Raw genomic sequence first — 15,797 nt, forward strand, 5'->3', positions numbered from 1 at the left:
CGGCCTATTTTATTTATGAAAAACATATCTGTGAAAAAATCCTTTTTATATGCATTTCTCTGTGCTGCATTCCTGGTTTCATGTAAAAAAGAAATTGAAAAAATAAACGATACTTTTAAAGATACGGTATCCTCTTCACAAGGTTCCGAAATTGAAAAAGATTCCATTAAGAAAGATCCGGTAGTAAAAAAAGAATCCGTACCGCCAGCAATGCAGGAAACAGGTTTTTATAACGCGCTTGTACTTCCCAAGGATAAAAAAATGAGGGATTCTATTTATGCAGAATTCAGCAAAAAATACAATGAAAAAGAAAGATATGCAATTCTGGCACTGAACAGGCTTGATTCTAAAAATAAATGGAATTCCGACACATTGGTCGTTCCTGCAAAAATAGATACCACCTTAATGTCTTATTCACCTTTTCCGATGCAACTGGATATATTGAGCGGTGTGAAAAAGTTTGTCATTTTTTCTTATCCTATACAGGCTTACGGAGTTTATTCCAATGGTAGCCTTGTAAAATGGGGCCCAACGAGTATGGGAAAGAAGGCTGCTCAGACCACAAGAGGACTTACCTTCGCCAACTGGAAGAAGAAACTGTCAATCTCTACGGTCAGCACAGAATGGAAGCTACCCTATAATTTTAATATCCATAATACTGGAGGAATAGGATGGCACCAGTATGATCTTCCGGGTTATCCGGCGTCTCATTCCTGTCTTCGTCTGCTAATGAAAGATGCCCAGTGGCTGTATTCTTATGCAGATACCTGGATACTGAATCCGGGAGGAGCTACTACAAAAGCAAAAGGGACACCTGTAATGGTATTCGGTGATTATAATTGGGGCGGAAGAAAACCATGGAGAAAACTTCTGGAAGACCCGAATGCCAATAATATTTCAGTCGAAGAAATGACTAAGCTCTTAGAACCTAACATTTCAAAAATGCTGAAAGAACAGGATAACCGGGATAAAGTATCTGATTCCATCAAGGCTGCTAAAGCAATGGCGGTTCCGGCTCAGAATGAAAAACCGGAAGAAGCTTCTGCTAATTAGTTTTCTTTTCAAACTGTGAAGTAGATTCTTCAGCAAATCTTCTTAGCTTAAGCATTTCCTCTTTGCCCTTATGCTGCCCGAATCTGGCTGCTGCATATGTAAGAAGAATAAATAATAACATTACAAAAGAAGCGTTCAGGGCCCACGGGAACTCAGCGCTTTTTATCTGTTTTGTTACATAGTACATGGTGAAAAAGGTCATCCAGAGAATAGAGAATGAAAAGTAAAGGAACATAAAGAATGTCCACACAGCCGAACTGGGACCAAATACTCCCCGTATGGCAATGTCTTCCTCTTCCTCTTCTATCCTTAAAGACAGCCTCGGTTTCCAGTAATTGTCATACTGAGTTTCTACCCAGATTGTAGCTACTTCCTTATTGATATTCCCGGCAAATTCATCTTTGTGATCAGCAAGGTATTTTTTTAAGTTCTCTGCATATTCTTCTTTTGTAAGATGTGTAAACATCTTGAATCTCGGGCGGGTTCTTATTTTATCTATTGTGCTTTCTTCAGTCTTCATAATTTATTCTTGATATGGGATTGGATCTTCTAATACAAAGGTAAAGGTTAGATCCTGATTTTTTCTTTTAACAACCATGTTAATATTCCTGCCTTCCTCAGATTTCATCAGCTCATTGATTTTTTCCATGGTCATATCAGAAGTCTGGCTTCCGTTGATCGCGATTACACGGTCATCTTTTTTCAATCCGGCCTTAAAAGCAGGAGAATCTTTTCTTATGCCAGCTATGGAAAATATGGGTTTTAATATAAATTTATATTGGAAATTATTGATCACTGAAACTTCATTACCTGCTTCGGAGGTTTTTTTAGGTTCGATCTTGACCCGGTCTTCCTTCCATTCTAGACCGTCCTGTTTAAAATCTATTCCGCTCATATTGAAATGAAAAGGATCATCAAAATTTCTGTTTTTTTTCAGATATAACTTTCCTCCTGCATAATCGAAAATCACTGAAAAACGGCGCATTATTTCTGCACCTACAGATCCTTTTCTGTCTTTTACAAGATTTACGTGCTGGATAGAATATTCATCAGGCATTGCGGTAAGGGGCATCTCAAATTTGAAATTGTCGAGATAGAAATTATGGATCCTGCTTCTTTTACCATAAATATCACCGTTGAATCCTCTGCCCAGGTAATCATCAATATTAGGTCTGTTGTAGACAAAATCTTTGATGAGAGTAGGGAAAAGCCATATAGCATCACTGTTGCCGAGATCTATCAGCAGTTTGGACTCTTTCTTTTCGTTGGTCATTTCTACATCTGCATTGAGATAAGGTTTATCTTTTTCTACAGACAAGGGAAGCTCAGTAAATTTTCTGATTTTCTTTTTAAGTAAGGCAGAATCCTCATAAACGGTTATCTTTTTTGCGGTATAGTCTATTACGATAGGGTGGTTCTTAAAAAAATGATACCCTATAACTCCATTGACTGGGATTCCTATATGCGGCGAAATATTAAATTCTTCATCTAAGATAATATACAGAAGCATAGAAGAATTAATAATGTGATCACCTATTTTGGCTATATTACGGTCAGATTTAAGACCGTCAATACTTAGATTTCCACCGAGGCCGGAAAATTTTATCTTTTCAATATTTTCCAGTTTAATCTCCTTATTGTCCAAACTGAAAAGTATGGTTTCGGCAACTCCGGTATCAAGCATAAAGGTAAGCTCTGCACCATTGACATTGATCGGAATAAAAATAAGATTGTTAATAAGCTTAAATGGAATGACTGCTTTTTTTACATTGACAAGCTCAAAATTGTTCTGTGCATCTATAAAAATGCTAAAGAATAATGCCAGTAAAAAAAACTTAAGTTTCATTTACTGAATTTAGTGAAATTATCCCTATTGTCAATAAAAAAACATTCCAAAAGCAGGAATGTTTGTATAAACTGCAAAGATACAGCTGAATCAGTTGAATTTATTTTAAAGAATATTAAGATGATTTAGAGAAGAACTCCATCAGATCCATATAGTTTTTCTGATTCACTCCATGACCGCTCATATATTCTCTGAAAGTAAAATAACAACTTAAATCATAAAGCAGATCTGCCGCTTTTCTTCCCCATTCCATAGGAATTACAGCATCATCTGTTCCATGTGATACAAAAAAGCGGAGCTTTTCCAGTTTCTTTTTGTCTTTCACAATACCGTCAAGAAGTTTTTCCTCAGGATAGGTGCTCAGGCAGGCAACATAACTAAACATATCCGGATATTTTAAAGCTAAAGCGTAGCACAATATCCCACCCTGGCTGAAGCCACACAAGTGAGCCCTACTTTCAGTAAGCCCATAATGATTGATAATTTTTAATATATTTTCCAGTACTGCGTTCAGAGATTCTTTAGCCTGGGGAATATCGATGAAATTTTCGGCATTATTGACGTCAATGTCAAACCACGAATACCCTTCAAACTGGGTATCTTTTGGTGCTCTGAAACTTACGATAAGCCAATCGGCGGGAAGGGTTTCCCTGAAACTGAAAAGATCCTGCTCATTGCTTCCATAGCCGTGAAGCATAAAAATAACAGGAGTATTTGGGGTAATATGTTCCGGTTCTCTTACTAGATAATCTAAATTCATACAGCAAATATAATTAATAAATCATATTATATAATCAAAACACAGCGTGAGTGTTTTTATCTTTTACAATTGACGATTATGCTTCCGAATAGTGACCTACACTGAAAATATGCTTTTTGCTGATTTGATATTAATTGGAATTTTTTATTGGAAATTTTTCATAAAAGTTATTTTTATATTAATAAAAAACTTATATTTGAAACATTAAAAATCTATTTGGAGAAATGAAGCAATTTTACAAATCAAAAAGTTTACTAAGACTTTCTTTTTTATTCGTTTTATTATTTTCTGTAATTACTGTGGTGAATTCCTGCAAAAAGGATAACGATGACGATGAGTTTACAGATCACGTTGTTCAATTTGAAGTAAAAACAACTACTGGAGGAGTTATCAGAGCAATTGTAACACAGGTAGGAACTGTTAAAACTGATATTTTCGATCCTGTAGGAACTACCTGGACAAGCGGTGAATTTTTTGTGAATTCCAGCCAGGCACAGTTAAATCTGGATGCTAAAGCAGATCTTCCGGATGCAGATTCAGAACTGGTTATTAACCTTTGGATAGACGGAGAAATTGTAAAAACCAAAAAGATGGTAGGGGCAGGTCCTTTAGTAGCCTCAATTGATTACAGCTTCTTAGAATTGTAAAAAAATATTTACTTATTATAAATGAGAACCGCTTTTTTAAGGCGGTTTTTTACGTATTACCTTCTATCATATGATGCTGAGCAGCAAGTTTAATAAGTTCGATAGAGTTTTTTGCCTGGAATTTCTGTAGCAAATTTTTGCGATGTGTATCTACGGTAAGCGGGCTTAGAAAAAGTTCATCCGCAATCATAATGCTGGTTTTTCCTTCTGCCAGCATTTGAAGAATCTGTTTTTCCCTTTTTGTCAGCCTGGGAACCGGCAAATCATTCTGAGAAGGTTTGCTGAGAATTTTCCCGGTTTCATTGCAGAAGACAATATTCCCGGAATAAGCACCCTGAATACATACCACCAATTCATCTATGGAAGTGTTTTTAAGAAGGTAGCCGCTGGCACCATTCTGTATGGACTGCATGATAATACTTCTTTCAGAGCGGTTGCTGAACATAATCACTGAGGTTGCCGGTGAAATTTTTTTAATTTCCCTGCAAAGCTCTATACCATTGGCATCAGGCAAAGTAATATCCAAAAGAATAATATCTACTTGATGGCTTTTGATAAAATCTATGATCTCTGAACCGGAGGTGAAACTTTGGGAAACGGTGAACCCAAGCTGGCTGCTGAGCATCATTTTTAACCCCTCTATAACGATGGGATGATCGTCTACAATGATTATATTTATTTTCTTATTCTCCATCAATATTAAATTCAATAGTAATAGTTGTACCCTGCATATCAGAACTGATCTCCATTTTCCCTTTAAGATAGCTGATCCTGTTTTTTAAGTTGTGCAGTCCCATACCTTTGGTAGTCTGCACAATATTTTTATCAAATCCCTTTCCGTTGTCTTCAATGGTAATCATAAAAGCCTCATCGGACTGGGAGCATTGGAGCAAAATACTGCTGGCTTCAGCATGTTTTATGGCATTCGCTAATAACTCCTGTACAATTCTGTACAAATTAAGCTGAATGTTTAAAGGTAGATTTTTTTTAATATTAATGGCTTGAAAGTCAATGTCCAAATCTTTCCTGGTATAAAACTCACAAAGATCATTTAAAGCTGTCTCCAAGCCGAAATTGAGAAGAGATTCAGGCATTAAATTTCTTGCTATGTGACGTAGCTCACTCACGGAATGATCCAGCTGTCCCAAAATAGTATAAAACTCTTTATCTTTTTCAGGATGTAAATGTTGGGAAGACCATGTGGAAAAATTGATTTTAAGTCCGGCAAGCATTCCGCCCAAACCATCGTGGAGGTCTCTTGCAATGCGTTCCCTTTCTCTTTCTTCACCATCAAGAATTGCTCGGGTAAGAGACAGCTCTTCCTTTTGTTTAATATCATTTATTTTTTGTTCGGAGATTTTTTTATTTTTTCTAAACAGGATAAAAAGGAAGATTAAAAGAATTAAAACCAATAGTAAAATAAGGCTAAGGCCCCACAAATACGAGTTTTTCTTATTCACCTCTAAATCTTTCTGGTTCTTTTCAGCATTTAAGGCTGCTATTTTTCTTTCTTTTTCAGCAGCATTGAACTTCGCCTCAATTTTGTTGATCTCAAGTTTTACATTTTCAGTGTTCAGGCTGTCATTAAGCTTGGAATACCTTTGTTCCCACGCCAAAGCTTCCTGCGCATTTCCCATTTCTTCGTTCAGTGCAGAAAGCTGTTTATAAAATGTTTTTCTATTATTAAGGTCGATAGCCAGTGATTTTTCTGCTAAAACGTTTTCCAGAACCTCCTTAGCTTCACTGTATCTTTTGAGTTTCTTTAAAATATCATACTTGTTGAAATAGAACATTTGTGCCTGGAGGTTCTGATTGAATTTTTTTGTATAATAAAGTCCTTTTTCAATAACAGGTAATGCCGCTGAGTTTTCCTGTTTGGTAATAAAATAAAGTGTTTTCGCGTAATAATAAGGTGAGTTGGATGAAGATTCAGGATAAGGCTTAATCAATTTTTCAGCTTTATCCAGAAATTTTTTGGCTTCATTTCCTTTTGCCTGATAGCAGAAATTGCTGGCGGAATTCAGATAGGCATAAAATAATTCAGCGGAATCCGGATAAGCTTTTTCAAGAATTTCCAAAGCTTTATGATTGTAGTTTCCAGCCTTTTCAAACTGAGCATTATAGGTAAGAATAATCGCCAGCTGAGTATATGAAAATCCCAGATTTCTGCTGCTTCCATATTTTTTGATCAGTGGAATGCATTTTTCAACGATGGTTTTTACTAAAAAAGGATATCCTTCCTTATCTTTTTGTGTAATTGCATAACTGTACCATGCTAACGACTGGTAGAAATCAGATTCCTTGGTTTTTAACTTTGATAATGTTTTAATAGCCTTTTGATAGGAGCGGGCAGCTTTTTCTTTATTTCGGTCAAGGCTGTACTGGCCTTCGTAATAATCATATTTAGCTTTAAGAAAGGCATCATTTTTAATGAATGTTTTGCCGCTTTCCAAGTATTTTTTACTTAAAAGAGAATCACTATTTCTGTAATAATTTGATAGAAGAAAAAATGCTGTTGCTTTTGAAGTATTTGCTGCCGTAGTTTTTGTAATATTCTGTAAGCTGTCTACATAAGTTTTTTCATCAAGAGGGATAACCTGTGCCTGTAAAGTAAAAGACATTAGTAGGCTTAATAGAATAAGTAATCTCTTCATTGGATTTTGGATCTGTATAATTTTTTTAAAAATGCTCAATTTAATTAAAAATTTCAGCAAATAAAATACCTGATTTTAGGTAGAAAAAATTACACCTTTTTCAGGATTGATAAAGTTTGTCGACTCTAATAGCTTTGCAGGTATCAAATCACTGATCATAGAATATTAAATAAATAATTAAAAATTTAAACAAAAGATTATGAAAAGAATGAAAATGAGCCAGCTGCTTAAAGGTACGTTTGTCGTATTGCTGACAACTATGTTTATTGGGTTTGCAACATCTTGTAGTAATGATGATGACGATAACAATGGTCCTGCAAAAAACAGCCATAAAGTCGTTTTTAAAGCTATTGCTTCTTCAGGAAGTAATATTGATGTAGCGGTATATGGAATTGATGGGAACCCGACCACAGCTTCAAGTCTTAGCGGAACTACATGGACAAGTCCTGAAGTAACATCAGAAGCAGGAGCTTATAATGCTAATGTTGCTGTAAATGCAATCGGGGCAGATAATTCTTCTACATTGAAGGTTCAAATCTGGGTAGATGGGGAATTGAAAAAAGAAGGAACTTCCAGCGGGCAGTATTTAGCAGCTTCTGCAAGTTATGTATTCTAAAACTAAATAACTTTCATGAATAAAAAGCGGCGCTGAGATTTAATCTCAGCGCCGACTTTTTTATATGGTACTATAAATTAAATAACCTTTACAATAAAGTAACTTTTCTTACCCTTTTGAAGCAGCAGGAATTTCCCGTCAATAAGATCGCTTTCATTAGCGGTATAAGTATCGTTTACTTTTTCCTTATTTACGGAAATTGCATTGCCTTTAATTTCTCTTTGTGCTTCACTTTTAGATTTCAGGAAACCTGATTTTTCAGACAGAAGATCAATAATGTTCACTCCCAAAACGTCAGCTTTTGCTATCTCTTTCTGAGGAACACCATCAAAAACTTCAAGGAAAATCTCCTCGTCAAGACTTACCAGATCCTCTGCTGTAGAACGTCCGAAAAGAATTTCTGAAGCCTTTAAAGCCTTTTCATATTCTTCTCTGCCATGTACCCAAACCGTTACTTCTTCGGCAAGTCTCTTCTGAAGTTTTCTTTCGTGAGGAGCTGTTTTATGCTCTGCGATCAAAGCTTCAATTTCTTCTTTTGCTATGAAAGTATAAAATTTAATAAATCTTTCTGCATCATCATCCGTAGCATTCAGCCAGAACTGATAGAATTTATAGGGTGAGGTTTTCTTTTTGTCAAGCCAGTAATTTTCACCGCTTTCAGACTTTCCGAATTTTGAACCGTCAGCTTTGGTGATCAAAGGAACCGTTAATGCAAATGCTTCTCCTTGTGCCTTTCTTCGGATCAGTTCGGTACCTGTAGTGATATTTCCCCACTGATCTGAACCTCCCATTTGAAGCTTCACATTATTATTCTGATATAAATGAAGGAAATCATATCCCTGGATCAGCTGGTATGTAAATTCTGTGAAACTCATTCCATCTGCACCGCTTTCTCCCGAAAACCTTTTCTTTACAGAGTCTTTCGCCATCATATAATTTACTGTGATATTCTTTCCGACATTTTTAGCAAAATCAAGGAAAGAGATATTCTTCATCCAGTCATAATTATTCACCAGTTCTGCTTTATTGGGACCTGCACCTTCAAAATCCAAAAATCTTGAAAGCTGATTCTTTAAACAGTCTACATAGTGAAGAAGAGTAGCTTCATCCAGCAGGTTCCTTTCTGCAGATTTCCCTGAAGGATCTCCAATCATTCCTGTAGCACCTCCCACCAAGGCAATCGGCTTATGACCGTGTTGTTGGAAATGTGCTAAAATCTTGATCTGGATAAGACTTCCGATATGCAAAGAATCAGCAGTCGGGTCGAAACCAATATATGCAGTAGTTACCTCTTTATTCAGTTGTTCATCGGTTCCTGGCATCATATCGGCAAAAAGACCACGCCATTTTAGTTCTTCTATAAAGGAATTCATCTATACTTTTCTTTAAAATTTTATGGTGCAAAGATAGTAAATTCAGGAGTATAGAGTGTAGAGGTCAAAGGCAAAAAAACGAAAGGTTAAAAAGGCATATTTGCCCCCTTGCTTTTCCATTTAAAAAAATTATATTTGTTTATAATGAACGACGAACAGCTATTCCTGCTTATTCAAAAGGCAAAAGAAAAAGATCAGAAAGCCCAGACCAAACTCATTAATGTTTTTTGGGTGGATGTTTTCTCATTTGTCATGAAGAAAGTAAAGGATGAAAATGATGCAGATGAAATTACGGTGAATGTCTTTTCAAAAGTACTGTCCAAACTGGATATGTACGATCCCCATTTCCAGTTTAAAACCTGGATACTTACTATTGCCCAAAACACGGTTATTGATTTCTGGAGAAAAAGAAGCCGTGAAAACCAGGATCCTACCGAAAATCTTGATGAAGTTAAAAACCAGTTTGCAAAATCCCCTGAAGAACTGATGATTTCTAATGAAGAGCAGAAAAAGATCATCAAAACCATTGAATCGCTGGATGCCAATTATCAGGATATTATCAAACTAAGATTTTTTGAAGAAAAAAGCATTAAAGAAATTGCTGAAGAACTGGGTATTTCAATTGCCAATACCAAAGTAAGGGTCATGCGGGCCAAAAAAGTCCTTGCAGAACTGCTGAAAAACAATGAGTTTGATGATAATTAGTCTGACTTCGGGTTGTGGGTTTCGTGGTTCAATCCAGCAACTATTACCAACAACTCTAATCAGTTTAATCTTAAGAGCTTAATACAATTTTAATAGTTCAAAATTTTCACAGGTAGACTTCTTCTTTCGTTTTAGGAAGAATAATTTTTCTGGGTTCTTTTTGGTTTCTATTGTTCAGGTCGATCTTCATTCCTTTTTTTATATAAGTTTCCTGCTCGGAGTGGCCATATTCTTTAGTGTTTTCTACCTCTTTTTTATAATTAAGCTGTCCGGTAGAAAGATTAAAATCTACTTCTGCCCAATAATCTCCAGGTCTGCCGAACTCTGATGAATAGCCTATCAGCTCAAAATGCCCGTTCTGAAACCTGTATTTATCAGTATAGCCCCATTTCCAGCTGCTTCCACCGGCCTGAGTAATACTTAAAATTCCTTTTGAAATTGCCATACTCTGATAGGGGTCGCCCATCATACCTCCACCGGCACTTTCCAGAATAGCATCCCTTGATTTGGAAAGAATCATCCACGATCCGCCACTTTTTTTAAGAATCTGAATCTCACGGATCTTGCCCAGCTCGCCCTCATCTATTGTATTATAAATGACCACTCTTTCCGGAACTTTATCTCCGTCCAGGTCTCCTTCCACTGTTTCAATAATTTCCGAACCTGCCGGCTGAAGTTCTTTCTGGGCAAAACAAAAGGTACTGATAATAAGGGATAGGGTAAATAGGATCTTCTTCATAATTTAATTTTGATGGTTTAAATTACGAAATTATATGTTTCATCAATGTTTGTCTTTGATTGTTTCGATAAAAAAATCACTAACTTTGAAGCTCAATTTGAGAAATAAATGGAGAATTTAGTTCAAGATACTACCGTTCAAAAACCAAAGTGGATCCGTGTAAAACTTCCTACCGGAAAAAATTACAGGGAATTGAGGACTTTGGTCGACAAATATAAATTAAATACCATATGCCAGAGCGGAAGCTGTCCGAATATGGGTGAATGCTGGGGTGAAGGAACGGCTACGTTCATGATCTTAGGAAATATCTGTACCAGAAGCTGCGGGTTCTGCGGTGTAAAAACAGGAAAACCGCTTGATGTCAACTGGGATGAGCCGGAAAAAGTGGCCCGTTCTATCAAATTAATGAAGATCAAGCATGCTGTTCTTACCTCTGTGGACCGTGATGACTTAAAAGATATGGGTTCCATTCTTTGGGGAGAAACTGTAAATGCCGTGAGAAGAATTTCTCCGGGAACAACGATGGAAACACTTATTCCAGACTTCCAGGGACTCACCAAGCATCTGGACAGATTGGTAGATGTGGCCCCTGAAGTGATCTCTCACAATATGGAAACTGTAAAACGCCTCACAAGAGAAGTTAGGATTCAGGCGAAATATGAGCGAAGCTTAGAAGTTTTGAGATATCTTAAAGAGGCTGGTCAGAGAAGAACCAAAACGGGGGTAATGCTTGGCTTGGGTGAAACTAAAGATGAGGTTTTCCAAACTATTGAAGACATTAGAAATGCCAATGTAGATGTGATTACGCTTGGACAATATCTTCAGCCTACCAAAAAACATCTGCCGGTAAAAAGATTCATTACACCGGAAGAGTTTGACGAATTGGGAGATTTTGCAAGAAGCTTAGGTTTCAGACATGTGGAAAGCTCACCATTGGTAAGAAGTTCCTACCACGCTGAAAAGCATATCCACTAAAAATATAGCCGCTTCAGAAATGAGGCGGTTTTTTTATTTATAGATAAAAGATAAAGATAAAAGATAAAAGATAAAAGATAAAAGATAAAAGATAAAAGATAAAAGATAAAAGATAAAAGATAAAAGATAAAAGATTTTGCTGTTAAAAATCTGCATTATCTGCATAATTTGCGTGAGACAAAAATCTTCAAAACCCAAAAAAACATTTCAAGTTTATCTAAATCCAAGGACTCTATCTTAACAACACTTCGTTGATCCAGATTCCCTTCCGCTGGATGGGTGACGAAAATGATCAAAGAAATTTAATCCCTCACCTCAATATTTTTCAGATGCTTTTTCCTAAACTCTGTCGGCGTTTCACCGGTATGTTGCCTGAATAGTTTATTAAAATAAGACAGGCTCTCAAAACCAACCTGGAAGCAGACTTCCGTCACAGAATAATCTTTCAGCAAAAATATTTTAGCCAGATTGATCCTGTAGTTATTGACAAAATCGGTGAATGTCATATTGGTCTGCTTTTTAAAATAACGGCAGAAAGCGGGAGTGCTTAGACTGACGATCTTCGCAATTTCGTTGACGTTAGGTTTTTTATCATAATTTTCGTGGATGTAGTCATAGATTGTTCCCATTCTTATCTTGTCATTTAGGAACCATTTAATCCTTGTATCCTCGTTATTCAATTCTTTTACTTCGTCTGAAGATGAGAGAGTTTGCAGAATTTCAATCAGTCCGATCAATGAATCAAAAGTACTTTTCTCCTTGATCTCAAGAAGTTTTTCAACAACCGTTTTTTTTGTTTCTCCGGAGAATGAAAGTCCCAGATACGACCTTTCCAGAAGTTTTTTAATATTTTCAAATTCCGGAACAGGAAAAATAATATCATGGAGAAAATTCTCTCTCATCTGAAGCACCAGCTGTCTGCATTCTGTCTGGATTCCATAGTCGAAATTCAAATGGGGAACATTAGATCCAATCAGCAGCAGATCACTTTCTGTAAAACCGGAAATATCCCTTCCCACATGGCGGATCCCATTGACGGCTTCTACATATACCAGCTCTATTTCCGGGTGATGATGCCAGAAAAAACAGTTTTTTAAAGACGGTGAAAAAAGCTTGAAAGACTTTCCTTTTTCAAACTCTATGACTTCCTTCTGAATTTTCATCTTGTTCTCATTTGATTGTTTCTGATTTTAAAATTAAATAAAAAGGTTAATATAGAGCAAATTTTTATCATTTTAAGAGAAGTAAATGCCAATATTTCTTGCGAATTTTGCACTTTCAAAATGAAGATTGACAGTCATTTTTAATTTTCAGCAAAAAAACATTTAAAAATTAATTCGAAAAAGAAGCTTACTAATGAAGATTGATAAAAGAATAATACCGCTGGCTATAGGAGGTCTGGGAATAGGAACAACGGAATTTACCGTTATGGGACTGCTGCCGGATATTGCCAATACCCTAAAAATTACTATTCCTGAAGCAGGACACCTGATTTCGGCCTATGCAATGGGAGTAGTGGTGGGAGCGCCGATTCTTATCGGGTATTCGGTGAAATTTCCACCTAAAAAAGTGCTGATGGTTTTAATGATCCTTTTTACACTATTTAACGGACTTTCAGCTATTGCACCGGATTATACGAGCATGCTGATCATCAGGTTTTTATCCGGGCTTCCCCATGGAGCGTTCTTCGGAGTAGGAACGGTAGTTGCATCACGAATGGCAGGAAAAGGAAAGGAGGCATTTTATATATCCTTAATGTTTACCGGGCTTACGGTGGCCAATCTGGTCATGGTTCCACTGGTTACTTATATAGGGCATGCTTATCATTGGAAGCTGTATTTTGCCATTGTAGCACTGATCGGGCTTTTTGCAATATTATTCCTGAAATTATGGCTTCCGGCTATAGAATCCAACCAGGATACCCATTTTCTGGAAGAGCTGAAATTTCTTAAAAATAAGCAGTCATGGCTTGTATTGGGAATCACAGCGATCGGATTTGGAGGACTTTTCACATGGTTCAGCTATATAACACCATTAATGACAATCGTTGCAGGAATCCAAAGCAACCAGATGGCTTACGTAATGATATTGGCCGGTGCCGGAATGGTTGTTGGGAACCTTGCCGGAGGGTTTATCTCTGACAGACTTGGACCGGAAAAGACATGTGTATTACTCATCTTCCTGATGATGATTTCTCTGGCAGGTGTATTTTTCTTTGCAGAGAATCAGAATATAGCGCTTGTACTGACGTTCGTCTGCGGAGCACTGTCGATGTCTGTTGCCGCACCTATTAATATTATGATGATGAAGGCGGCTCCTAAAAGTGAAATGATGGCTGCTGCATTTATGCAGGCTGCTTTTAATATCGCCAATGCAATGGGTGCTTTTTTAGGCGGAATTCCTTTGGAATATGGCTTTTCATTTAAGTATCCTTCACTGGTAGGAGTGGGAATGACATTCATTGGTCTGGCAATAAGCTTGAGATACAGATATTTATATGGCAGAGAAACTCCCGACAATGCCCTTGTAGAATGTGCACCTTGTGATAAATAAATATTGAAAATATTTTTAATATAAAGTTTAAACCTATAAAGTTTTTGTCTTTAGTACTTGATATAAAAAGAGACTCTGTTTAAATAAACAAACAGAGTCTCTTTTTAGTTATAAATAAATTTACGCTTCTACCTCATTCCCATTCTTACACCAATAAAGCGCATTGTATAAATTCTCTTTTGGGAAAGACTTAAACTCTCCCGGCATCAGGACACTGAAAATTTCTGTAAAATTCTGAACACCTTCTTTGTCTGTCACGATTGCTGCACGGTTCCACCTGGCAAGATTCTTCAATCCCAGCAGCATATCCTGAAACCATGCACCCATAGTGAACTGATCAAGATCTGTATCAAGGTACAGTAAGTAATTCAGTTCACCGAACTGGTCTACTTTTTCTTTTACATGAGGAATGACCAGGTTTTCAAAATCTTCTTTCGTAACTTCTCCCGTTGCATTGAAAGCCGCAACATTTTCCGGAGCTTCTGGAATAATCGTTATCATAATTAAATTTTTTAATGTGGTTGGATTTTTAAACTGGGTACAATAATTGCACCACAGATTGATTATAAATCGTTAAAATACTTATAAATATTAATATTTTTAATCTGATATTCAATTATGGATCTAAAATCGAATGAACCTTTCTGGCTTTTGAAAAACGGATTAACAGCTTCTTATCCGTCCCTGAAATCAAATGAAGAATGTGATGTCTTAATTATAGGAGGGGGCATTACCGGAAGTCTTATTGCCCATCAAATGGTCAGTGACGGCTATAAAACGATCCTGATTGATAAACGCGAACTCTGCAACGGAAGTACATCAGCAACCACTTCCATGCTGCAGTATGAAATAGATGTTCCACTTTTTGAACTGGAAGAGCTGATTGGTAAAAAAGGCGCAGTGGAGAGTTACAAGGCCTGTTCTGATGCGATAGATATTCTGGAAAAACTTTCAAAAAGGATCCGGTCTGATGCAGGTTTTAAACGAAAGAAATCCCTGTATTTTGCATCAAAAAAGAAAGATGTCAGATGGCTTAAAGATGAATATGCTGCAAGGAAAGATGCAGGATTTGAAGTAAAATGGCTGGAAGCAGACCAAATTGTAGAACAGTTTGGCCTTGAAAATACATATGGGGGAATTGTTTCCAGGCAGGGAGCCAGTATTGATGCTTTTAAGTTTGCCCATGAATTATTCAAACATAACATAAGAAAAGGCTTGGAAATATTTGATAAAACTGAAATGACGAAGGTGGAATATCACAAAGGTTTTAATCTGGTGACAGTAGACAGCGGTTTTCAGATCAAGGCTAAAAAAGTGATCTACTGCATTGGCTACGAAAGTAAAAATATGATTAAAGAAAACTTTGTAAATCTCAAAAGTACCTATGCCATTGTTTCAGAAATTGATCATGATAAATTCAAAAATATCAGCAGCACTTTGGTCTGGAATACGGATGATCCCTATATCTACATGCGTACAACGGACGACGGCAGACTTCTGATTGGTGGTGGCGATGAAGATTTTTATGATGCTGAAAAAAGAGATGCTCTGCTGAATAAAAAAGAAAAAGACATCCTCAAAAATCTGAAAAAAATAAAACCGGATTATCATTTTTATACAGACTTCGTCTGGGCCGGAACTTTTGGCGAAACCAAAGACGGGTTGCCTTATATTGGGGAGCACAAAAAGTTTAAGAATTCCTATTTTGTACTGGGATTCGGGGGCAATGGAATCACTTTCTCCGTAACAGGAATGGAAATGGCTTCCCGGTTTATGAAAAATAAAAAACATCTGCTTTCACCCTATTTTAAATTTGGCAGATAAAACCTGGCCGCTTTGGAAACCTCAACGACCAGGTACAGATTAACATTGAAAT

At 36.7% G+C, this 15,797-nt stretch carries 16 protein-coding genes; 7 read left to right on the forward strand and 9 right to left on the reverse strand.

Features of this window, described 5'->3' with window-relative positions; all coding sequences use genetic code 11:
• The first annotated feature begins 15 nt into the window (after window positions 1-15).
• Complete coding sequence (locus tag QF044_RS02410) at window positions 16-1,053, forward strand: L,D-transpeptidase (protein WP_307263201.1); 1,038 nt, start codon at window positions 16-18, stop codon at window positions 1,051-1,053.
• Here the strand turns inward: QF044_RS02410 and QF044_RS02415 are convergent.
• The 3 genes from QF044_RS02415 to QF044_RS02425 form a co-directional block, all read right to left on the reverse strand.
• Window positions 1,046-1,573: a hypothetical protein gene (locus QF044_RS02415; protein WP_307263203.1), complete on the reverse strand. Its 528-nt coding sequence runs from the start codon at window positions 1,571-1,573 to the stop codon at window positions 1,046-1,048. The two genes, QF044_RS02410 and QF044_RS02415, sit on opposite strands and share 8 nt — an antisense overlap.
• 3 nt (window positions 1,574-1,576) lie before the next feature.
• Window positions 1,577-2,899, reverse strand: a complete 1,323-nt coding sequence (locus QF044_RS02420; protein WP_307263205.1) for a PDZ domain-containing protein — start codon at window positions 2,897-2,899, stop codon at window positions 1,577-1,579.
• 115 nt (window positions 2,900-3,014) lie between these two features.
• Window positions 3,015-3,659 (reverse strand): alpha/beta hydrolase, encoded by a 645-nt coding sequence (locus tag QF044_RS02425; protein ID WP_307263208.1) that lies wholly within the window; start codon window positions 3,657-3,659, stop codon window positions 3,015-3,017.
• 224 nt (window positions 3,660-3,883) lie between these two features.
• Here QF044_RS02425 and QF044_RS02430 point away from each other — a divergent pair, with 224 nt between their 5' ends.
• The gene (locus QF044_RS02430) at window positions 3,884-4,306 is read left to right on the forward strand and encodes a hypothetical protein (RefSeq protein ID WP_307263211.1); all 423 of its coding nucleotides are present in this window, start codon (window positions 3,884-3,886) and stop codon (window positions 4,304-4,306) included.
• A gap of 49 nt (window positions 4,307-4,355) precedes the next feature.
• Here QF044_RS02430 and QF044_RS02435 read toward each other — a convergent pair whose 3' ends face one another.
• Both QF044_RS02435 and QF044_RS02440 read right to left on the reverse strand, forming a co-directional pair.
• Window positions 4,356-5,000 (reverse strand): response regulator, encoded by a 645-nt coding sequence (locus QF044_RS02435; protein ID WP_307263213.1) that lies wholly within the window; start codon window positions 4,998-5,000, stop codon window positions 4,356-4,358.
• Window positions 4,990-6,960, reverse strand: coding sequence for an ATP-binding protein (locus QF044_RS02440; protein ID WP_307263216.1), 1,971 nt, complete (start codon window positions 6,958-6,960; stop codon window positions 4,990-4,992). Before QF044_RS02440 ends, QF044_RS02435 begins: the two co-directional genes overlap by 11 nt.
• A gap of 199 nt (window positions 6,961-7,159) precedes the next feature.
• Here QF044_RS02440 and QF044_RS02445 point away from each other — a divergent pair, with 199 nt between their 5' ends.
• Window positions 7,160-7,576, forward strand: coding sequence for a hypothetical protein (locus QF044_RS02445; RefSeq protein ID WP_307263218.1), 417 nt, complete (start codon window positions 7,160-7,162; stop codon window positions 7,574-7,576).
• 77 nt (window positions 7,577-7,653) lie between these two features.
• Here QF044_RS02445 and tyrS read toward each other — a convergent pair whose 3' ends face one another.
• Window positions 7,654-8,949: a tyrosine--tRNA ligase gene (gene tyrS, locus QF044_RS02450; protein WP_307263220.1), complete on the reverse strand. Its 1,296-nt coding sequence runs from the start codon at window positions 8,947-8,949 to the stop codon at window positions 7,654-7,656.
• A gap of 144 nt (window positions 8,950-9,093) precedes the next feature.
• Between tyrS and QF044_RS02455 the strand changes: the two genes are divergently transcribed.
• On the forward strand, window positions 9,094-9,654 hold the full coding sequence (locus QF044_RS02455) for an RNA polymerase sigma factor (protein WP_307263223.1): 561 nt from the start codon (window positions 9,094-9,096) through the stop codon (window positions 9,652-9,654).
• Between the two features lie 106 nt (window positions 9,655-9,760).
• Here the strand turns inward: QF044_RS02455 and QF044_RS02460 are convergent, their stop codons facing one another.
• A complete protein-coding gene (locus QF044_RS02460; RefSeq protein WP_307263225.1) occupies window positions 9,761-10,393 on the reverse strand; it encodes a hypothetical protein in 633 nt (210 codons plus the stop codon).
• A 108-nt stretch (window positions 10,394-10,501) separates the two neighbouring features.
• On the opposite strand from QF044_RS02460, the gene lipA reads away from it, so the two are divergent.
• Complete coding sequence (gene lipA, locus QF044_RS02465; RefSeq protein ID WP_307263227.1) at window positions 10,502-11,368, forward strand: lipoyl synthase; 867 nt, start codon at window positions 10,502-10,504, stop codon at window positions 11,366-11,368.
• Window positions 11,369-11,670: 302 nt separating this feature from the next.
• On the opposite strand, the gene QF044_RS02470 is transcribed toward lipA, so the two are convergent.
• Complete coding sequence (locus QF044_RS02470; protein WP_307263230.1) at window positions 11,671-12,531, reverse strand: AraC family transcriptional regulator; 861 nt, start codon at window positions 12,529-12,531, stop codon at window positions 11,671-11,673.
• Between the two features lie 193 nt (window positions 12,532-12,724).
• On the opposite strand from QF044_RS02470, the gene QF044_RS02475 reads away from it, so the two are divergent.
• Entirely contained in the window at window positions 12,725-13,921 is a 1,197-nt protein-coding gene (locus QF044_RS02475) for an MFS transporter (RefSeq protein WP_307263233.1), read from the forward strand.
• A 120-nt stretch (window positions 13,922-14,041) separates the two neighbouring features.
• Here QF044_RS02475 and QF044_RS02480 read toward each other — a convergent pair whose 3' ends face one another.
• Window positions 14,042-14,422, reverse strand: coding sequence for an STAS/SEC14 domain-containing protein (locus QF044_RS02480; protein ID WP_307263236.1), 381 nt, complete (start codon window positions 14,420-14,422; stop codon window positions 14,042-14,044).
• Window positions 14,423-14,539: 117 nt separating this feature from the next.
• Between QF044_RS02480 and QF044_RS02485 the strand changes: the two genes are divergently transcribed.
• Window positions 14,540-15,745: an FAD-binding oxidoreductase gene (locus QF044_RS02485; protein ID WP_307263238.1), complete on the forward strand. Its 1,206-nt coding sequence runs from the start codon at window positions 14,540-14,542 to the stop codon at window positions 15,743-15,745.
• The last annotated feature ends 52 nt before the right edge of the window (window positions 15,746-15,797 follow it).

Source organism: Chryseobacterium sp. W4I1 (assembly GCF_030816115.1).
GTDB lineage: Bacteria > Bacteroidota > Bacteroidia > Flavobacteriales > Weeksellaceae > Chryseobacterium.